The organism is Paenibacillus sp. CAA11 (assembly GCF_003060825.1).
GTDB lineage: Bacteria > Bacillota > Bacilli > Paenibacillales > Paenibacillaceae > Fontibacillus.
The window spans coordinates 2,631,526-2,649,830 of the sequence record NZ_CP028922.1 but is presented as its reverse complement, the minus strand read 5'-3'; the positions used below and the strand labels follow the sequence as shown (position 1 = coordinate 2,649,830).

At 46.6% G+C, this 18,305-nt stretch carries 22 protein-coding genes and 1 pseudogene; 18 read left to right on the top strand and 5 right to left on the bottom strand.

Translation table 11 applies throughout. The features are described from left to right. The first annotated feature begins 135 nt into the window (after positions 1–135). The 13 genes and pseudogenes from DCC85_RS12250 to DCC85_RS12195 all read left to right on the top strand — a co-directional run bounded on the left by DCC85_RS12250 (position 136) and on the right by DCC85_RS12195 (position 9,744). The gene (locus DCC85_RS12250) at positions 136–1,215 is read left to right on the top strand and encodes an ankyrin repeat domain-containing protein (protein ID WP_108465847.1); all 1,080 of its coding nucleotides are present in this window, start codon (positions 136–138) and stop codon (positions 1,213–1,215) included. Positions 1,216–1,222: 7 nt separating this feature from the next. After that, positions 1,223–1,807, top strand: a complete 585-nt coding sequence (locus DCC85_RS12245; RefSeq protein WP_108465846.1) for a hypothetical protein — start codon at positions 1,223–1,225, stop codon at positions 1,805–1,807. A 67-nt stretch (positions 1,808–1,874) separates the two neighbouring features. Continuing rightward, positions 1,875–2,099, top strand: a pseudogene (locus DCC85_RS12240) (sensor histidine kinase); the annotation flags it as partial. Between the two features lie 212 nt (positions 2,100–2,311). Beyond that, on the top strand, positions 2,312–3,130 hold the full coding sequence (locus DCC85_RS12235) for an undecaprenyl-diphosphate phosphatase (RefSeq protein WP_199910020.1): 819 nt from the start codon (positions 2,312–2,314) through the stop codon (positions 3,128–3,130). A 219-nt stretch (positions 3,131–3,349) separates the two neighbouring features. Further along, positions 3,350–4,630, top strand: coding sequence for a J domain-containing protein (locus DCC85_RS12230; protein ID WP_108465844.1), 1,281 nt, complete (start codon positions 3,350–3,352; stop codon positions 4,628–4,630). Positions 4,631–4,650: 20 nt separating this feature from the next. Further along, positions 4,651–5,334, top strand: coding sequence for a DUF1266 domain-containing protein (locus DCC85_RS12225; protein WP_159081868.1), 684 nt, complete (start codon positions 4,651–4,653; stop codon positions 5,332–5,334). A 14-nt stretch (positions 5,335–5,348) separates the two neighbouring features. After that, positions 5,349–5,750, top strand: coding sequence for an Imm48 family immunity protein (imm48, locus tag DCC85_RS12220; protein WP_234414154.1), 402 nt, complete (start codon positions 5,349–5,351; stop codon positions 5,748–5,750). Positions 5,751–5,984: 234 nt separating this feature from the next. After that, on the top strand, positions 5,985–6,257 hold the full coding sequence (locus DCC85_RS12215) for a CD3324 family protein (protein ID WP_108465842.1): 273 nt from the start codon (positions 5,985–5,987) through the stop codon (positions 6,255–6,257). A gap of 199 nt (positions 6,258–6,456) precedes the next feature. Next, positions 6,457–7,101 (top strand): SDR family oxidoreductase, encoded by a 645-nt coding sequence (locus DCC85_RS12210; RefSeq protein ID WP_108465841.1) that lies wholly within the window; start codon positions 6,457–6,459, stop codon positions 7,099–7,101. Positions 7,102–7,413: 312 nt separating this feature from the next. Next, complete coding sequence (locus DCC85_RS12205; protein WP_108465840.1) at positions 7,414–8,235, top strand: DUF2785 domain-containing protein; 822 nt, start codon at positions 7,414–7,416, stop codon at positions 8,233–8,235. 326 nt (positions 8,236–8,561) lie between these two features. Further along, positions 8,562–8,912, top strand: a complete 351-nt coding sequence (locus DCC85_RS12200; protein ID WP_108465839.1) for a PadR family transcriptional regulator — start codon at positions 8,562–8,564, stop codon at positions 8,910–8,912. Continuing rightward, positions 8,899–9,153, top strand: coding sequence for an HAAS signaling domain-containing protein (locus DCC85_RS23420; protein WP_234414153.1), 255 nt, complete (start codon positions 8,899–8,901; stop codon positions 9,151–9,153). The genes DCC85_RS12200 and DCC85_RS23420 overlap by 14 nt, the downstream gene beginning before the upstream one ends. Before the next feature lie 6 nt (positions 9,154–9,159). Next, on the top strand, positions 9,160–9,744 hold the full coding sequence (locus DCC85_RS12195; protein WP_234414152.1) for a hypothetical protein: 585 nt from the start codon (positions 9,160–9,162) through the stop codon (positions 9,742–9,744). A 91-nt stretch (positions 9,745–9,835) separates the two neighbouring features. Here the strand turns inward: DCC85_RS12195 and DCC85_RS12190 are convergent, their stop codons facing one another. Together DCC85_RS12190 and DCC85_RS12185 are read right to left on the bottom strand one after the other, a co-directional pair. Beyond that, the gene (locus DCC85_RS12190) at positions 9,836–10,819 is read right to left on the bottom strand and encodes a GNAT family N-acetyltransferase (protein ID WP_159081867.1); all 984 of its coding nucleotides are present in this window, start codon (positions 10,817–10,819) and stop codon (positions 9,836–9,838) included. Positions 10,820–10,949: 130 nt separating this feature from the next. Next, positions 10,950–12,251 (bottom strand): right-handed parallel beta-helix repeat-containing protein, encoded by a 1,302-nt coding sequence (locus DCC85_RS12185; RefSeq protein ID WP_108465837.1) that lies wholly within the window; start codon positions 12,249–12,251, stop codon positions 10,950–10,952. Positions 12,252–12,314: 63 nt separating this feature from the next. Here DCC85_RS12185 and DCC85_RS22985 point away from each other — a divergent pair, with 63 nt between their 5' ends. Further along, positions 12,315–12,479: a hypothetical protein gene (locus DCC85_RS22985; protein WP_159081866.1), complete on the top strand. Its 165-nt coding sequence runs from the start codon at positions 12,315–12,317 to the stop codon at positions 12,477–12,479. Between the two features lie 80 nt (positions 12,480–12,559). On the opposite strand, the gene DCC85_RS12180 is transcribed toward DCC85_RS22985, so the two are convergent. Next, on the bottom strand, positions 12,560–13,072 hold the full coding sequence (locus DCC85_RS12180; protein ID WP_108465836.1) for a hypothetical protein: 513 nt from the start codon (positions 13,070–13,072) through the stop codon (positions 12,560–12,562). 153 nt (positions 13,073–13,225) lie between these two features. On the opposite strand from DCC85_RS12180, the gene mscL reads away from it, so the two are divergent. Beyond that, positions 13,226–13,615, top strand: coding sequence for a large conductance mechanosensitive channel protein MscL (gene mscL, locus DCC85_RS12175; RefSeq protein WP_108465835.1), 390 nt, complete (start codon positions 13,226–13,228; stop codon positions 13,613–13,615). Between the two features lie 95 nt (positions 13,616–13,710). Here the strand turns inward: mscL and DCC85_RS12170 are convergent, their stop codons facing one another. Both DCC85_RS12170 and DCC85_RS12165 read right to left on the bottom strand, forming a co-directional pair. Further along, entirely contained in the window at positions 13,711–14,277 is a 567-nt protein-coding gene (locus tag DCC85_RS12170; RefSeq protein ID WP_108465834.1) for a beta-class carbonic anhydrase, read from the bottom strand. A gap of 63 nt (positions 14,278–14,340) precedes the next feature. Next, complete coding sequence (locus DCC85_RS12165) at positions 14,341–14,658, bottom strand: iron-sulfur cluster biosynthesis family protein (protein ID WP_108465833.1); 318 nt, start codon at positions 14,656–14,658, stop codon at positions 14,341–14,343. Positions 14,659–14,778: 120 nt separating this feature from the next. On the opposite strand from DCC85_RS12165, the gene DCC85_RS12160 reads away from it, so the two are divergent. From DCC85_RS12160 to DCC85_RS12150, 3 genes are all read left to right on the top strand, one after another. Then, positions 14,779–16,305, top strand: coding sequence for a carboxypeptidase M32 (locus tag DCC85_RS12160; protein ID WP_108465832.1), 1,527 nt, complete (start codon positions 14,779–14,781; stop codon positions 16,303–16,305). Positions 16,306–16,469: 164 nt separating this feature from the next. Further along, positions 16,470–17,459, top strand: coding sequence for an ABC transporter substrate-binding protein (locus DCC85_RS12155; RefSeq protein ID WP_108465831.1), 990 nt, complete (start codon positions 16,470–16,472; stop codon positions 17,457–17,459). A 32-nt stretch (positions 17,460–17,491) separates the two neighbouring features. Continuing rightward, positions 17,492–18,268 carry an ABC transporter ATP-binding protein gene (locus DCC85_RS12150; RefSeq protein WP_234414473.1) on the top strand — a complete coding sequence of 259 codons (777 nt, stop codon included), beginning with the start codon at positions 17,492–17,494 and terminating at the stop codon, positions 18,266–18,268. Positions 18,269–18,305: the final 37 nt, after the last annotated feature.

The window sequence follows — 18,305 nt, the reverse complement described above, 5'->3', positions numbered from 1 at the left end:
AGCAATATTAGGTTACTGCAGAATGAAAGGCCGGAGCTTGGGGGTGTTCCAGGTTCCGGCAGTCAACTGAACACTATAATGGGAAATAAGAGGGTGCGAAACAATACATAAGATTTGGAAACGGGAGTGGTATAGATGATCGTTCTGAAAGATATAGGGAGGTTCGAGGAGCTGCCGGAAATCGCAATGCATATTTACAATGGTAACCTTCCGGCTTTGCACGCTGCACTTGAAGCAGGCTGGGATATTGAAGAGGGCATCGTACTTAGCAAACGAATCACGTTAAGCCCGCTCGATTTGGCACTCGTATCGCAGAGAATGGAGGTTGTAAAGCTGCTGGTAGAGCACGGTGTCAATCTGAATGACCATCACAATCCGGCTTTTTTGCAAGCGGTTCGTTATTGTAAGGAGGATATGGTCAGGTACATTGTAGAGCAAGGGGCCGAGTTGGACAAGCTCACTGCAACGGGGTCAGATGCATATTCACAGGCCTACTATGGCAACAAAAAGAACATTCCGCTTATCCATGAGCTGGGATTAGATATCAAACTGCATGGGGGTCCCGTATTGCGGCAAGCCGCGTCGGACCATGATCTGAGGACACTCACGTATTTACTGGATCAGGGGGCGGACATTAATTATAATAAGCCGGATAGGGTCTACCCTTATCAAGCGACTCCGTTAACGGTGGCTGCTCGGATGGGGAATATGGCGATGGTCAAATTTCTGATTGAACACGGTGCGGACGTGACTTTAGCGGAAAAAGACGGCGAGCGGCCGTATACGATTGCGGTCAGCAATAAGGATAAAGCCATGGCAGATTATCTGAAAGCGCTGGAGCCTGCTGATTTTCACAATGTGGAAAACAAAAAATATGAGCTGAAAAAATTTAATTTAACCGATGAGCTGGTCAGCTTTCTTACAGGGGACAAGCTGCGTCTTGAGCTTGCGCAAAATGAATATGAAATCAGATATATCGATTTTTTCACATTGACCGATACGATTCAGATGAAAATCGGCAAACAAAAGCTGCTGCGTCTCTCCGCTGATATCGACAATTACTCTGATCTGCAGCTGGTTTGGAATCCGAAGAAAAAAGGGATCATCGGCTGTTATGACGTGGAGCACCAGACTTATGAAGATTTATGCAGTTTTACAGAGTTCCTCGTGCAGCCTGAAGTGTATCTCATTAAGTTTCTTGAGGGGGAGCTGTAGGAATCTTATGGACAATCAGACCAATATTCTAGTTAAGAGAACAGACAGTATTCTTTATTATGCCGATTCTGGCCTACCGTTAGAACAAGGCGCAGGCTGGATTGGCGGGAATGCACCGGAATTCTTTGACGATCAACCAGACCTCATCCACGTAGGCAACCCAAAATATGTTTTTTACTTGAGTCTCGTCCATCCCTTCAAACCGGAGAGCATGATCTCGATCTTTATCCCTGAAGACTATGATGAGTATTTGGAAAACAATATTTATCCGAATTGCTCAATTAAAGTGATTGAACATCCCATTTCAACGGAAAGCGCTAAAGCTGTGTTTACTAACCCAGGTCTTGTAAAGCACACCATTTCAGACGGGGAATTAAGCCATGACGACCAATCCATGGATCAGTCTTTTTTGATCAAGGTAGGCGGGAACCCGAGACTAATTCAGAATGAAGACTATTACTTTGCGAAGCTGAAGGAGGAGTCATTTACTTTTTTATTGCAAGTAGATGAAGAGGGTTATCCTGAGACGCTGCTTCAAGACGGCTGCAATTATCCTTTTGGTTTTGGCTCACTATATACGCGATATCTGTAAGCGGCTTTCACCGACCTCATTTACGTGCGTTACGCGAGTTTCCAAACCCTAACCTGACATCTTCCGAATTACCGACACTGGCATCGGGATATCCCCAGAGGATCAGCAGCGTATATTTGAAAGGTTTTTTAAGGCTGATCGTTCTCTTAGCCGTAAGAATGGGGGCAGCGGCATGGGGCTGGCCATAGTTAAACAGATCGTTTTGCTTCACCATGGCGACATTCAAGTGGAAAGCGAGCTGGACCGTGGAACAAGCATTATTGTCACCTTACCGAAGGCAACACCGGTATAATTGAAATTTGCCGAGGAAGACAATATGCGGCTTTTTTGCTAGATGAATCATCAGAACTTGAAGGAGATCACCGTCTGTATCCTGTTCAAGCTTACAAATGTGTAAGCTCATTGTCATGTTTTACGATGGCAGGCTGCCAGCAACTCTGTCTATAATCAAACTGTGCGAGAAGTAAACTAAAGGAGTTGTGTAGCGTTTTGGATTGGATCGAAATGATGAAAGCAGTGCTCCTCGGGATCGTCGAGGGACTGACAGAGTTCGCGCCAGTATCATCGACCGGGCATATGATTATTGTGGATGATATGTGGCTGAAGACTGGAGAATTTTTGACTTCGCCTGTGGCCAATACTTTTAAAGTAGTCATTCAGCTGGGCTCAATTTTAGCCGTGATCGTGGTGTTCTGGAGCCGTTTTCTTGACCTGCTTGGCCTGCGGAGAAGGCGGCCTGAGGCCGGAGGAAGCCGGTCAGGGGAACGCCTGAAGTTGACCCAGGTCCTTGTCGGCCTTATTCCGGCAGGTGTGCTCGGCGTGCTGTTTAATGACTATATTGACGAGCATTTGTTCTCTGCCCGGACGGTGCTGATTGGGTTAATCCTCGGAGCGATTCTAATGATTGCAGCCGACGTATGGCGGCCAAAGCGGCGGCAAGCCGAGACAGTAGACCAGGTTACATATGTTCAAGCGCTTGGTGTAGGGGTCGTTCAGTGCCTGTCTTTGTGGCCCGGATTCTCCCGCTCCGGCTCAACCATTTCTGGCGGGGTTTTACTGGGGATGAGTCACCGGGCGGCTTCCGACTTTACCTTTATTATGGCCGTGCCGATTATGCTTGGTGCCAGCGGGTTATCACTGCTGAAGAACTGGGAGTACTTCACCATGGATATGATGCCCTTTTTCATAGCAGGCTTCATCAGTTCGTTCATCGTAGGGCTAATTGCTATCCGCTTCTTTCTAAAGCTCATAAACCGCATCAAGCTGGTTCCTTTTGCCTTATACAGAATTGTACTGGCTGCTGTTATCTTCGTTATGCTTTGATAAATCCATGAGCTCAAGCCCCTCACCAGTGAGGGGTTATTTAGTTTACCTGAAGGATTTCCTACAAACCCGGCTGGTCAGCATATTGATCCTGAGGGGGAAGGAAGATAAGAAACTGGAGTAATTTAGGAAGAAGCTCTTATGGATTCCGTGCGCATCTTTCGATAGAATAGATAGTATTCCATAATCTTGAATTCTTAGGAGTGATACTGCGAGTCTATGATTAATTGGAGTCTATTAGGCATTGATCCAACCCATGACAAATCACGAATTAAGAGAGCTTATGCTGATAGGCTAAAGATCGTGCACCCCGAAGAGAATCCAAGCGGGTATCAAGCGCTTAGAGAGGCGTATGATGCAGCGCTGGAGCAAGCACGGAAGTTCGAAACAGATCGAGAAGAGCATACAGTACAGAGTTGTTCTAACTTTCAGCAAACTGAGAGCGATCTTCCGCCTTCTCCAAGTCTGTCCCAGGATTTTTGGCAGAAGCTAATGGAATTATACGAGGATTTTGATCGGCGTGTCGACCCTATGGCTTGGAGCGCGATGGCAGAGCATGATTATTTATGGGATATTAATGCTCAAGAGCAGCGCTTTAGCAAGCTTATGCTTTTCCTGCAGGATCATCGTTATATGCCGGTTGAGGTATGGAGGGTGCTGGATGAGATGTTCCTGATCCGTGAAAATTTCGAACAGGGACATGGCCATGATGATGAATGGATCGAATTCGTTAAGGCGCAAATTGATGGTTCATTGGAATTAGGGTATGACTGCTTTGCAGCTTGGCCGCAGCATTTGGATATTGAGGCTTATCTTGAGCTTCGCCAGACCGGACAGCGGTATTTGCTGCAAGGATGGTGGTCTGAGGCTATGGATTGTCTGGAACAGGCTCACACGCTGTTCTCGGAAGATCCTGATCTTGAACTAATGCGTGCGAAGGGCTTCGTTATGCTGGGTGCTGCTGACGCTGCGCTGGATACGCTGAATGAGGTAATTGTGCTCAATCCGAATATGCGTGAAGCCTATCTTATGCGAGGCCGTTTATTATTTGACCAGGGGCAGTACATAGAGGCTTTAGGAGATGCGGAGTTCTTGCTTGAGCATCATCCTAAGATGAGGGATGCGCTGAGTCTATCCTTAGAAAGCCGCGTAGCCCTAGGGCAAACCAGTGAAGCTTGGAAGGAATCCAGTGAATATAGTGAGCTGTCGGCGAGCTTGTTCCATTTCCGGTATTATGCCGTTATGGCACGTCTGCGTAATCGGCACTTGTTCTCCCAGAAGGAGAATCCTCGAACGCCAAAAGAAAGACGGAAGATCCTGAGATATAAGCTGCTGGAAGCTTTGTTTTTGTTCCTAAGGCTCAACTGGTTGTATATATTCCTTTATCTAATTTTAGAGCTGACCTTTGACCTCCATCCTTCGTTCGGGCTGGTCTTTCTAGTCGTCGTGCTGTGGAACACCTGGAAGACGGCAAAGACAACATGGAGAATTTTCAGCTGAGCGAAAGGAGGGTGAAGGCGATGTTATCCAAGTACAGCGCTCCCCGGCGGAGAACACTGGAGCAGTATTTCCGCTGCCTCTCCGCGAGCCGATTTGAAGGTGTAATGGGGAATTATTTTATCGTGTTTGAGTTTAATCGAATAAATCAGTGGTTCCGTAAAGGCCAGATCACCCAGCTGCTGGAGAAGTGGAAGATTCAGGATGCGGAAGGGTTGAAAGCCAAGGTTTCCGAGCTCCTTAACCCGGAAGCTGATTTATATGAGGAATATCGGCGGTTTCACGCGGCATTGTTCAGCCTCTCAGAAGCGGCGCGCAGTAGATACATTGAAGCCCATAAGCAGCACGAGGACTATGCGAAGCTGACCATGGTGGAGGTTTGTCTCCACCAGTTGCCTTCCGGTAATATTTCCGGATACGGGGTGTCCTGGGCAGTTGCCCTTTGCCGTGCCGGACAGTTGAAGGGCTGGTTTAGCCCAGAAGAAGCATGGCACTTCAAGCTTGAGGCTGCGAAAATGGCTCAGAGCACTTATGGCAGCTGGAGCGATTTCTTTGTGGCTAATGCGATCGGCTCCCATTTCGATACGCCAAAACCGGAAATCAAGCATTATATGATGATGACAAGTATGTTCAATCTGATGGACCAGAGCTCGCTTCTGTACAAAAAAGCCGTATGGAATACAAATTTGGAGCCTGATCGATTTTAATGAGGAGGTCACTTATGACCGTTATGCAGGCAATAGACGAATTAATTGATTTTACAGATGTGATTTATGAGGGATTGGGGATTACTTTTGAAGAGACGAATGAGCTGGAGCGTCAGGTCATCTCAGCCTTCTGCTTCGGGGCCGTTAACGCCATTGTTCAGCGGGACCACATGGCTCCACATGATGCGCATGCGCTGATGCTGTCCCTGTTGATCCGCAAATTTGCATACAGTCCCGAGCAGGCAGCTGCTTTTACAGAGGACCTTATTCAGGCGACTAATCCGGATGTTCACCAAGTGATGAACGCGATCATCCATCGCGGCATTGATGGACATAGACAGTATGTGGAACAGAACCATGAAGAGCTTCGTCAGAATATTACGGAGATTTTAATTACGCTGCAAAGTGAAGAGTAATAGCCTTTGCGGAGATAACTTTATAGCTTATGAAGGGAGGGTGACCTTAAGATGGGAATGCTTGACAAGGTGAAGTATCCGAGCCGCTCTATGCAAAGTCTGGTTTACAGACAATGGCGGTTGTTTGCATAGGGCGGGTATTTTCCGTCAACTCATTTGTCTAACGACTCGAAAGCTGTAGACCAGACTTTGCTTCCTTAAGAAGAGCCAATCATTTTAAGGAGCGAAGCGGTCATGAAATATGTAAATGCGGATGTTATTCTCCCAGATCATCTCATTAGGGAGATTCAAAAGTATGTAAACGGCGGGATGATCTATATCCCCAAACCCGAAGACCAGCACAAAAAATGGGGCGAGGCTTCGGGGGGCAGAAAATACCTGCAGCAGAGAAATAGAGAGATCAGGCTGCGATTCGCTAGCGGCATCTCCATTGACCAGCTGGCAGCACAGTTCTGCTTGTCTTGCCACAGTATTAAGAAAATTGTATATTCCAAGCCTGAAGAATGAGTATTACGCCTGAGGGCAAGGAGGATGAATAATAGCCATGCCGGTTGTATCGGACATGGCTATTTTTATGCCAAAAACAATCAAAACAGGGGATTTCCACTTTAAAAATGTTTGAGGCTAGCTGTGCTTACGGGATTTGGAAATGGATCTAGTTCATGCGATACTAATAGCGATAGAGCTATGGATAGGAGGAGATCACATGAATGTACTTGTCGTAGGAGCGAGTGGACAGATCGGTCGTCAGCTTGTGCGTATGCTTGCCGAGAGTGGGAAGCACCGGGTTACGGCCATGGTTCGCCGTCAAGAGCAGGCCGACAAGCTATTACAAGAGGGGATTCAGGCCGTGAACGGCAACCTTCTAGCCGGCGTAGAGGAGCTTGTTCGCCTGGTTACGGGCTTTGATTCTATTGTGTTTACAGCCGGCTCAGGAGGAAGCACAGGGGCAGACATGACCCTTCTTATCGATCTGGATGGAGCCGTTAAAATGATGGAAGCCGCAGAGCTGGCGGGTGTTAAGCGATTCGTTATGGTGAGCGCAATGGGTGCCCACCGAAGGGATCGCTGGGTAGAGCAGATCAAGCCTTATTACGCAGCTAAGCACTATGCCGACCGAATACTGGTGTCAACTTCGCTGGACTATACCATTATTCGCCCTGGTGCACTGCTGAATGAGCCTGGAACCGGACGAATTGCTTGTGCCGAAGACTTGGAGCGGGGAGCGATTCCGCGTGAGGATGTGGCCAGGATGATACAAGCGGTATTAGATGATACGCGGACATATCGCAGGGCATTTGATTTAAAATCCGGCGATACGTCGATTGAAGCCGCGCTGCAGCAGTTATGAAAAATTAGTTCTGAAGCATGAAGAACCGCGATCTTTCTTCTCAATGAACGAGAGACAGCGGTTTCTTTAGCTGCTCAGCTTATCTTTTTACAGTATATATGCTTCCCCTAGCGTGGAACAATTATCTTTTGATTTACGTTTGAAATAAAAAAGGGGCAGGTATATTTTTTTCCTTGGAACACAAGACTTGTCGCCCCAGATATCCGGAATATTTATAAAGCCTCTAAATTATATGTCATTTTAAATGAAGGAGGTAAGCACGTACATTATATCTTTGAATGCAAATGTAACTTTATAGTAGGAGTGTGTAAAATGACGCTTAAAGAAAAGCTGATATTGATAAAAACCAATGGTTACCAAGCGCCTTCGGGTACATTCCAATTGATACAAGAGATGATGGATAACATCGGTTCTATAGATGCCCAATTACGTGATGAGCTAATTTATACAACCTTATCCAATTGGATTCCGGGTAATGCTCTAACTGTAAACGAACTGGAACAACTCCTATCCGTTGTTTTGGATAAAAACCATTTACTTTTCAGGCTGGGTGAAACAAATACAGACTCTGTCTTCACTAGATCTTTCTCTATGCTAGTTATACCGCTTCTCCTGATGAAGCATAGGGAATCGCCATTTTTATCAAGTAAGCATATTCATCAGATCAAAGAGAAAGTATTTTATAATATACATAAGGAGCGAGATTACCGTGGGTATGATGAAGAAAAAGGGTGGGCTCATGCCATAGCTCATGCAGCAGATGCTTTGGACGATCTGGCCCAATGCTCAGAACTGGACAAAAAAGACCTCTTAATCATCCTCGATTTAGTCTATGAAAAGATGACCATAACGGATCGAGTTTACTCCGATGGGGAAGATGAAAGAATGGTGAATTCTATAATTAGTGTTTTAAATAAAAAAATACTTAGTCAAACCTATGTAGAGAAATGGATCCAAAGTTTTGGGGACGTGGAGAAAAATCCAGAATTCCTTCATGCCTTTAAGCAAAAAAATAATATAAAGAACTTCTTGAAAAGTTTATACTTTCGAGTTAAATTTCACAAAGTAGATGCCGTACTTTGTCCAACTATCGAGCATACATTATATAATGTAGAACAAGTATACTATTCCTAGTTAAGAATAAACTGAGGGGAACACCCCCTCTAAAGCAGTGAAGCGTCTTATGGACTAACGATACATATTAGTTCAATAAAATAGCAGCAGTCTAGGACTATATTTTCCGTCCTTGGCTGCTGCTATTTTTACTGACTAAGGTCGCTTTAATATTCATTTCATAGAGACACCTCCCATCTTACTATTATCCCTAAACTTAAACCTATCCTGCTTAGATCTTTTTGAATTATTTACATAATCTTATTGTTATCAGAATCATAATAGTGTACGATACACAGTATATAAATACTGTATGTCACACAGCATACATCAATTGAGGTGGCTGGATGAACGATTTATTAAATACTTTGATTACAGAATTAAGGAGAGGAACGTTAACTTTGGCCGTGTTAAGCCAGCTGCGCAAGCCTCAATATGGCTACTCCCTCGTTCAATTGCTGGAAGCGAGCGGAATTTCGATCGATCAGAGCACCTTGTATCCCCTGCTTCGCCGTCTGGAGAAACAGGATTTGGTCACCAGCAGCTGGGATACATCAGAGAGCAGGCCGCGTAAGTACTATGTACTCAGCGAGTACGGTATGGAAATCTATCAGCAGTTGAAGGCAGAGTGGAAGAAGACCACTCAAGAATTGGTTCAACTATTGAAGGGGGAGGAAGATCAACATGAATCTAATTGAGCTATATATTCAGGAAGTGACACGCAGGCTTCCCGAGAAAATGCGGGCGGATATTGCGCTTGAGCTGCGTTCGACGATCGAGGATATGTTACCGGAGGAATATACCGAAGAAGAAGTCAAGGGCGTTCTTGCCCAATTGGGGAATCCGGCTGTTCTTGCAGGAAATTATAAAGATCGGCCTATGCATCTGATTGGTCCCAGATATTATGATGGGTATATTCATCTTCTCAAGATGATATAGCCTATCGTGGTAACGATCTCCCTGATCTCGGTGATTGCTAATGAAGTCTTTCACAATAACGGAGAGCAGATGATCTCAGCTGTTATCCAGCAAATTGTCGGAGAAGGGATAGGGACAGTCTCCGCCTATTCCGAATTTTGGACACCCGATGACCTGAAGAGAATTAAATATCTTGATCGAGAAAAGGCATTCACCAAGTCTGAGATCTTTGGCGGATTATTATGGACCGCTGTTTGGGGTTCCGTTTACTTCAATGCATCCAAGCTAATTCGCGTATATGTAAAAGGAGTAAACGGCTTTGAATTCTCATACCCCGTATTTAATGAAGAGGTGCTTCATTCTTACTGGCCCCTCGTGGTCCTTGTCATGATACTTGAGTTTGCTGTGGCTATCTTCAAGTGGATGAAGCAGCAGTGGACCTTGGCTGTCGCGATCTTTAACCTAGCTGTTCATACAGTTTCTTCTGTTGTGCTGGTTGTTCTCCTTAGAAATCCTAACCTGTTCAGCGAGCAATTCCGGTTGAATATGAGGGATTTGCGGCGCTCGATTCTTACAAGGGATTCCGGAAAGCTGGAATTCAAGGCAAAGTAACATCTTAAGATATATAAAACAAAACAAGCGGTAGCGTTGACACGGAAAGGTGTTGCTCACTACCGCTATTTCTCTTCCTGGGTTGAACGGATTAACTTAGCTCCCGCACCATCTTAAACAGCCCGGGTTCACCTGTAAATCCAAGGAGGTCCCGGTTGACCCTCAGCATGGGGCCGTTAAGGGAATCGTTATGGGTTCTTAAGTAGGGAACACCATATGCCTGCGCAGTCCGTATAGCAAGCATTTTCAGGGCGAGTGCAATATGGCGCCCGCGATACTCGGGATGCACACCTGTGAATTCATGGTACATCGCGCGGGTTTGCTCATTCTGCTGCAAGGTAGCAACGCCAATGTAGCGATCACCGTCCTTGGCAATATGAATCCATTCCGGGCGTACCCCATTCTGCTCGATACTCCATTTTTTCCATTCTTCGAACCAAGGATAGCTGCCGGAGTAACCAGGAATATCCTTGCTTGTAATCTCATAGAGCTCATGCAGCTTTCTTTCATTAGGTTCTCCAGGTTCCTCTGCAAGTGTAGTGAACTGAATTCCCTTCTGCTTAGCTTCTTCTATGGATTGATACAGCGGCTCGCCGTCAAAGGAAGACAGATCCAAGACGGACTCAAACAAATGGCGTTCTTGTACATATTCTCGCTGTTGTGCAAAAGTTAAAGCACGGCTGTCCGATTCCCGAATGGATGTGACTAACCGTGATGCCCTCACTTCTTCCGCCCAATGATGAATCGTGTTATAGAGTGCAGTCCCCACACCTTCGCTGCAACGGTCCGGGTCAACGACGAGCGTAAAGGCAAGCTCTCCCGGTTCAGCCCATGGCGCCCGCCATGCAATCGCATAGGCGATAATTTGATCTTGCTCATTCTCCACGACCCACTTGGGCCGATCCCAGCCGAGCAGCATCCCTTCCTCACTATAATGCAGTTTTCCTGGGGGGATTTTGTCTTCTTCATCTTTCAGCATCTCAGCCGTTGTAGGCTCTGACAAGATGGTGTTTAGCAGCTTCGCAACAGCTCCGTAGTCCTCTGGCCGCAGGTTTCGAATAACGTGCTTTGGCAAATATGTTACCTCCATATTGAGATTGAATTAGGTTTCTGTAGACATTATTGCATTTACTGCGGCCCATTTTGTGGTACATTTTGGATAAATCTAAAAATTCCAGTACTTAATTGCTGTGTCCAGTAAGCAGTCAAGGCAGGGTAGCACCGATGTTTGTGCCGCTAGGCGTTCCGGCCCCGATCAGGTCACTGCCGGTGGCTAATTTAAGGAAGTTGCCAAGTGTAAAAGAGCCATCAGCGTTTCTTGTTACGGAAGGCGTCAGGCTCTTAAAGTCATTGCTGCTAACAACGAGGCCTTTGCCGTTCGAGCTGGCTTTATTCTTCCACCATACGTTGGTGTTCTGCACGTCAGTTCCGCTAGTCTTGTCACTGGATCCGCCAGCGAAGGAAAGATTGTTAGTAAAGATATGGGAACCTTTGTCGAATGCGAAATTGCTCTCGCCATTGTTCCAAGAGGTGTTGTTGGTCAGCTGAATAGAGCCCGGATTAGAGTTATAGGTGAAGCCATGTTTTTTGTTTTGGAAGGCAATGCTATTCTGAACAATGTGATTGACGGCAATTTTGTCGCCACCGAGCTTGAATCCGTTTCCGTCACTTTCTGCGGTTGAATTGCCATCCGAGGTTTGTCCATTTTTATAAGCGATACTGTTCTTAATCGTGACGATCCCAATGGGGCCCGTCTCTGATTTGGAATACAGGTCCCAGCCGTCGTCTGTATTCCAGGCAGCAATACAGCCGTCGAATACATTACCCGGTCCAATGGTCAGTTTGGCGGCAAAGCCGTCAGCGTCCTCGCCGTTGTCCGGATCAAAATTGTCATGGGAATACACGTTGATAATCTGGTTATAGCTTGGCCAGTCTTTGATATTGGAGAGAGAGGAGGAAGAGCGGCTGATTTGCAGACCTGAGTCCCGGTTGTGATGGGTTTCGACATTCTTGACAATATTGTAATTGCCTCCGATAAAAATTCCGTTATCGCCTGCCCCGCGCACTTCTAGGCCTTCAACCTGCCAGTAGTGTCCAAAGATTTGCAGACCGCGGGCGGCGGAATCAAAGGCCTCTGCAGAGAAGTCTAACACGGGCTTCTCACCTTGGGTTGCAGTGATGGTCTTGTATGAACCAGACTTTCCTGCGTTATCTCTCTCAATGGTAATAGGAGAGGCGAAGCTGTAAGTACCTCCCCGCAGATATATGGTTCCTCCTGGCTGAACCTTGGTTATAGCTGAGGCTAAGGTTGTCGGACTATTGAGGGTTCCGGCGTTGCTATCTTTTCCGTTAGGGGAGACATAAATCACGTTTAATGCAGAGGCCGCTATTTCAATTTGAACCTGGTCCTCAGCTGCGGACAGACTTGGCGAACTTAATGGCACAGCACCTACAATAAGCAAGGATGTAAGCGCAATCAAAAATTTGGACTTTTGAAGCCGCTTCATACGATCATCTCCTTATAAGTTGTGTAAAGCAAAGTGAAGGCGTAGCTTTCCTGCTATTACAACTTGAAAGTTCACAGATGCATTTCTGTAAGTGAGTCGTACATCGGGCAGGCTGGCGAATATGCCTATTCGATCACCGCTTACCAATTCACCTCCCTAGAAATTCGTATGGATCGTCAGAAGGGATGGACAAATGATCCAGAAAGCGATCCTGGAGTTATTGTATAACATATATAGTAAATATATCAATATATTAACAATTTTATTTTATAAAAAAGAATCGTATAAACGACTCTTCTTTTCTTTAACTAGATTTCATAAGGCTTTCTGGAATGAGGGTCGGTAAAAGGTAAAGTACATCCCACGCTATGATTAATATGACGGGCAATGTCGATTAATGTTTTTCTGGCATTCTTCTGAGCTAGTGCCAACTGAATAACAGAAGGTGAGCCGTGAATGGAATTGTATTGTACGGATAAAATAGTGTAGTTCTTCTCTGATACCTGTGTGCCCTTAATGGCCCCCACAATGATTCCTATCAAGCCTGACAGCACGCCTATTGCAGGGAGGTCCGCCACAGTTCCTCCTAGAAAGGCACCAAGGAGAAATAAAATAATTCCGTAAGAAACGGCCTCTCCTGTTGGGGAGCCGGGAGCTTTAATCACGCTTTGATAGAGATCGCATCCCTGAATTCGCTTGTAGGGGAGTTTTTGGTCCGTGCTAAAAAGAATCCCATCGCTTTGAACTCTGAGAACAACAGATTTGAATGCTTCTGTATTAGGTAGTCCATGAACATGTCTTAAACGTAGCGAACGCTGCATAGTTTCCTCCTATGGCATATCTAGATTCAACTCTAGTATTTCGGCAGTTCGTTGATAATTGTTTAGATTCCTTAGATGATTTTGTGGAATTGAAGGCAAATGATCAGCTATAATACACTTTACATGAAATTTTATAGAGAGAGTAGGGTTAGGATGTGGAAAGAGTTTAAAGCCTTTGCCTTTAAGGGGAATGCGCTGGATTTAGCCATTGGGGTTGTGATCGGAGCTGCGTTCGGAAAAATTGTAACCTCGATCGTAAATGATCTGATTACACCAATCATGGGAATCATCATTGGTGGGCTTGACTTTAAAAAGTTGCAATTAACCGTAGGAGATAGTTCCATTACCTATGGCAACTTTATTCAAAGTGTGATCGATTTTCTGTTGATTGCCTTCTCCATCTTCCTGTTTATCAAGTTGCTGGGCAAGCTGAGAAGGAAGGAAGAGGAAAAGCCGGCGGAAGCTCCCTCGCTGACGAAGGAGGAACTGCTGTTGACCGAAATTCGTGACCTGCTTAAGGAGCAGCAACGACGCGGACAATAATCATGAATTGATAATGAATGATCATACAGAATTGCTGAATAAAAAATGAGCGTGGAGCCGCTAAGGTTCCACGCTCGTTTAGATTAGAGAGATGCCTAAATGTGTTCTTGCCCATTTACGACAAGCTCAAGTTTGCCGGTGGTTGGGTCGATGAGCATGCCGTGAACCGGCAGACCTGGGGGAAGCAGTGGATGTTTCTTGATAATATCCACAGTATGGATTACCCCGTCCTTCTCGTTGTCAAACCCATGCAGCCAGTTCTCCAGCTTGATGCCCGAATTCTCAAGCGTGTTGAAAACGTCGTCAGAGATTCCGCGTTTCTTCATGGACGAAATGACCTGGTTCGCATTCAGACCGGTCATGCCGCAGCCAAGATGGCCTACGACAATGACTTCCTCGGCACCCAGTTCGTAAATGGCCACGAGCACGCTTCGCATTGCACTCCCGAAGGGGTGATTGATGATCGCCCCGGCAATTTTTATCAGCTTGGCATCGCCATTGCGAAGGTTCATAGCTTTAGGAAGCAGCTCAACGAGTCTGGTGTCCATGCAAGTTACGATGGCAAGCTTTTTGAATGGAAATTTGTCTGTAATGTAAGCTTCATATTCTTTGTCTTCTACGAACTTGCGGTTGTAATCTAATATTTCGGAAATTCTGCTCAAGGTACTTCAGCCTCCTAATTGTATATGAGTGTATATTTATGCATGGTTGGCATAGATCAGCAATCAGCGCTGATCTTCAAGTCGCATGTTGAGATTGTAGCTTTGCGATTGGCCTGAAAGTTTGAAGGATCGAGTAACCGGCTCCCCTTTGAGGGTGAGCTGATCTTCATAGAAGACTGCATGCTGCGGATCAACCCAGAAAGGGAAATCATCGTTCAGAAGCTTCTCGTCATGAGGCTGTGGCTTGTTTACAATGTGAAGTACGGTAATGCCGTAGCATCCGCAGCCTTCCGTATCATAAACCAAGCGCAGTTGTCCTTCCTGATCTCCAAGCTGCCGGGATATCATTTCTTTGGCTGCCTGATCTAAAGTTATCTGCATTTTAGACTGGTCATCTCCTTATCATCCACTTAAAAGCAGGTTCTAAATGTTGATTATAGGGTTTGTAAAAAGTATCATCAAGAGGGGAAGTAAAATATACCTGTGAGGTGAGCCGGTAATATGGAAAAACATATCCAGGATAAGTTGACAGAATTTCGTGCGCTCAACACCAAGATTGGAAGCTACTACGAAGCCGTATCGCTTATGGCTTGGGATCTGCGAACAGGCGCGCCGCGCAAAGGTGCTGAGCTTCGTGCCCAAACTATTGGTATGCTGTCTACGGAGGCTTTTAAACTGCAAACATCCAAAGAGATGGGGGAGCTGCTATCGGCTCTAGCACAGCCAGAAGTGCTGGATCAGTTGGAAGACATTGACCGCCGGTCGGTTCTTGCTGTCCACGAGGAATACGAGCGCAGCATCAAAATTCCTGCGGACAAATTCCAAGAATACTCCGTACTAACTGCACATGCGGAAACCTTATGGGAGGATGCCAAGGAGAGCGGCGACTTCGAAGGATTTGAGCCTTACCTGACTCAAATTGTACAGAAGACCCAGGAATTTATCGACTTATGGGGACCTAAGGATACTCGCTACGATACGCTATTACATATGTATGAGCCGGACCTCACGTCCGCCAAGCTGGACGAAGTATTCGGCAGACTTAAAGCGCGTCTGGTGCCACTTGTGGAAGCTATTCTGGCTTCACCAAACAAACCGGATACGGCATTTATGAACCAGATTTTCCCTGAAGATCAGCAGGATAAGTTCAGCAGATATCTTCTGGAGGAGATGGGCTATGACTTTGAGGCAGGACGGATCGATGAGAGCGTTCATCCGTTTATGACGGGCATCAATCCGAAAGACATCCGGATTACGACGCATTACCTGCAGGATGATGTAGCTAGCGCGGTATTCAGCTCTTTGCATGAAGGCGGACATGCCCTCTATGAGCAAAATATGGACGAAGCTTTGATCGGCACGCCGCTTGCTCAAGGTACTTCAATGGGGATTCATGAGTCCCAGTCCCGATTCTGGGAAAATATGATCGGCCGCAGCCGCTTCTTCTGGGAGCGCTACTACGGCGAATTGCAGCAGCACTTCCCGCAGCAGCTTGCTGACGTCTCGCTAGATCAGTTCCACCGCGCAGTAAATAAGGTGGAGAATTCCCTGATTCGCATAGAGTCGGATGAGCTGACTTACAATCTGCACATTATTATCCGTTATGAGATTGAGAAGGAGCTTTTCAACAATGGGCTTTCTGTAAAGGATCTGCCAAAAGTATGGAATGAGAAGTATCAGCAATATCTGGGGATCACCCCGCCAAATCATGGTCTGGGTGTATTGCAGGACGTTCACTGGTCTGGCGGAAGCTTCGGATATTTCCCATCTTATTCGCTTGGCAATATGTATGCCGCCCAGTTTGCGAATACCATCCGTAAGGAGATCCCGAACTTTGACGAGCTTGTGTCCAAAGGAGAGTTCGCTCCGATTCGCGAGTGGCTAACGGCAAAAATTTATCGCTACGGCAAGAGCCGCAAGCCGGCTGAGCTCGTTCGTGATATTACGGGAGAAGATCTAAATCCGGATTATCTCGCGGATTACCTGGAGCAGAAATACAGTGAAATTTACGGTTTGAACGAAAAATAAAAATATTAGCATAAGCCATAAAAGGCCGAAGCGGGGCATTCAACCCCGCTTCGGCCTTTTGCATGTCATAACCAATCTCTCCACTCTCGCATACATTAATTCATAAACTAGTTTTTTAACCGGAAAAGAGCCGGCTGCAGACATACAGATAAGGAGGGAAAGGGATGAGAAAAACTAGGCTCTGCACACTGCTTGTGTTCATGCTGGTGGCTTCTTTGCTGAGTGCTTGCGGCAGCAAGGATCATAAGCTGCAAGTGGGAGAGGTTACCCGCTCCGTATTTTATGCACCGCAATATGTTGCGATCGAGAAGGGGTTCTTTAAGGAAGAAGGACTCGAGGTTGAGCTTCAGACCACGTTCGGAGGCGACAAGACCATGACGGCGCTTCTCTCGGGCAATATTCAAGTGGCGCTGGTTGGCGCAGAGACATCTATTTACGTATATCAGCAAGGGGCAGAAGATAAGGTGATTAATTTTGCGGGGCTGACACAGACGGATGGGACCTTCTTGGTTGCGCGGAATAAGGGAACTTCCTTTGATTGGTCTGAGCTGAAAGGAAAGGTTTTCCTTGGCCAGCGGAAAGGCGGCATGCCGCAGATGTCTGGGGAATACACGCTCAGCCAGCATGGCATTGATCCGCATAAAGATCTTGAACTGATTCAAAATATTGATTTTGCCAATATTACCGCAGCCTTTGCTTCGGGCACAGGTGAATATGTACAGCTGTTCGAGCCCCAAGCATCCATCATCGAGAAGGAAGGGAAGGGACATGTGGTAGCTTCCTTCGGCGCGGAAGGAGGAAAGCTCCCTTATACGGCTTATATGGCGAAGGAAAGCTATTTGAAGGGGAATGAAGAGAAAATTCAGAAATTTACGAATGCGTTGTATAAGGCACAGAAATGGGTACAAGAGCATTCGCCTGAGGAGACCGCAGAGGTAATCGCCCCCTTCTTCAAGGACACAGATCCCGCTATCTTGGCAAGCTCTGTCAAACGCTATAAAGAACAAGGAACTTATGCGGACAGTCCTGCCATTTCTGCCGATTCCTGGAATCACCTGCTGGAGATTATGGACCATGCCGGGGAGCTCAAAGAGAAGGTAGGTCCAGAGGTTCTGGTCAACTCTAAATTTTCAGATGAGGCTGTAAAGCAGTAACCACATCAAGGAAGGGGGTGCCTCAAGTGTCATTGCCTGTCCTGGAACTTAAAAATGTGGATCATGTTTATGTGACGGATCGCGAAGCGGTCCTGGCTATAGAGGGAATGAATCTATCTGTGATGCCGGGGGAATTCATCAGCCTGGTAGGTCCAAGCGGGTGCGGAAAAACAACTCTGCTCTCGATTATGGCCGGCCTTATTCAGCCGTCGAGAGGGGAAGTGCTGCTCGAAGGCAAACCCGTCATGGGTCCAGCCAGCGCAGCCGGTTATATGCTGCAGCAGGACTACCTTTTTCCATGGCGGACGATCCTAGAGAACGCCATGCTCGGACTTGAGCTTACGGGTCAAAGTGGCCGGGAGGCGAAAGACAAAGTGCGCTCTATGCTCGAAGGCATGGGGCTTGGTGGGACAGAGCAGCAGTATCCGCATCAGCTGTCCGGGGGGATGCGGCAGAGAGTGGCTCTCGTTAGAACGCTGGCCGCTGAGCCGGAGCTGCTGCTGCTGGATGAGCCGTTCTCTGCCCTCGATTATCAGACCAAGCTGCAGCTTGAGGATCTGGTTGTAGAAACCTTTAGAACACAGCGAAAGACCGCCGTGCTGGTGACTCATGACCTCAGTGAGGCAATTGCCGTAAGTGACCGCGTCATTGTGCTGGGTGCTAAGCCCGGCCGAATTCGCAGCACATTCACGATCCCTGCCGCAATCCGGGAAGCCGTTCCTTTTTATGCCAGGGAGCAGGAAGGGTTCAATGAGATCTTTCAGCAAATCTGGAGAGAGCTCGAAGCTTCAGAGAGGAGTGATGGCTGATATGGAAAGTCTACCGCAATCTTCCCAAGCAGCTGAA

Bases quoted from the DNA above. Each gene is read 5' to 3' on its own strand.
- DCC85_RS23420 (WP_234414153.1), top strand. From the start codon at position 8,899: ATGAATCTAATTGAGCTATATATTCAGGAAGTGACACGCAGGCTTCCC.
- DCC85_RS12230 (WP_108465844.1), top strand. From the start codon at position 3,350: ATGATTAATTGGAGTCTATTAGGCATTGATCCAACCCATGACAAATCA.
- DCC85_RS12165 (WP_108465833.1), bottom strand. From the start codon at position 14,658: ATGCAGATAACTTTAGATCAGGCAGCCAAAGAAATGATATCCCGGCAG.
- imm48 (WP_234414154.1), top strand. From the start codon at position 5,349: ATGACCGTTATGCAGGCAATAGACGAATTAATTGATTTTACAGATGTG.
- DCC85_RS12200 (WP_108465839.1), top strand. From the start codon at position 8,562: ATGAACGATTTATTAAATACTTTGATTACAGAATTAAGGAGAGGAACG.
- DCC85_RS12210 (WP_108465841.1), top strand. From the start codon at position 6,457: ATGAATGTACTTGTCGTAGGAGCGAGTGGACAGATCGGTCGTCAGCTT.
- DCC85_RS12185 (WP_108465837.1), bottom strand. From the start codon at position 12,251: ATGAAGCGGCTTCAAAAGTCCAAATTTTTGATTGCGCTTACATCCTTG.
- DCC85_RS12245 (WP_108465846.1), top strand. From the start codon at position 1,223: ATGGACAATCAGACCAATATTCTAGTTAAGAGAACAGACAGTATTCTT.
- DCC85_RS12205 (WP_108465840.1), top strand. From the start codon at position 7,414: ATGACGCTTAAAGAAAAGCTGATATTGATAAAAACCAATGGTTACCAA.
- DCC85_RS12235 (WP_199910020.1), top strand. From the start codon at position 2,312: ATGATGAAAGCAGTGCTCCTCGGGATCGTCGAGGGACTGACAGAGTTC.
- DCC85_RS12215 (WP_108465842.1), top strand. From the start codon at position 5,985: ATGAAATATGTAAATGCGGATGTTATTCTCCCAGATCATCTCATTAGG.
- mscL (WP_108465835.1), top strand. From the start codon at position 13,226: ATGTGGAAAGAGTTTAAAGCCTTTGCCTTTAAGGGGAATGCGCTGGAT.
- DCC85_RS12155 (WP_108465831.1), top strand. From the start codon at position 16,470: ATGAGAAAAACTAGGCTCTGCACACTGCTTGTGTTCATGCTGGTGGCT.
- DCC85_RS12250 (WP_108465847.1), top strand. From the start codon at position 136: ATGATCGTTCTGAAAGATATAGGGAGGTTCGAGGAGCTGCCGGAAATC.
- DCC85_RS12160 (WP_108465832.1), top strand. From the start codon at position 14,779: ATGGAAAAACATATCCAGGATAAGTTGACAGAATTTCGTGCGCTCAAC.
- DCC85_RS12180 (WP_108465836.1), bottom strand. From the start codon at position 13,072: ATGCAGCGTTCGCTACGTTTAAGACATGTTCATGGACTACCTAATACA.
- DCC85_RS12225 (WP_159081868.1), top strand. From the start codon at position 4,651: ATGTTATCCAAGTACAGCGCTCCCCGGCGGAGAACACTGGAGCAGTAT.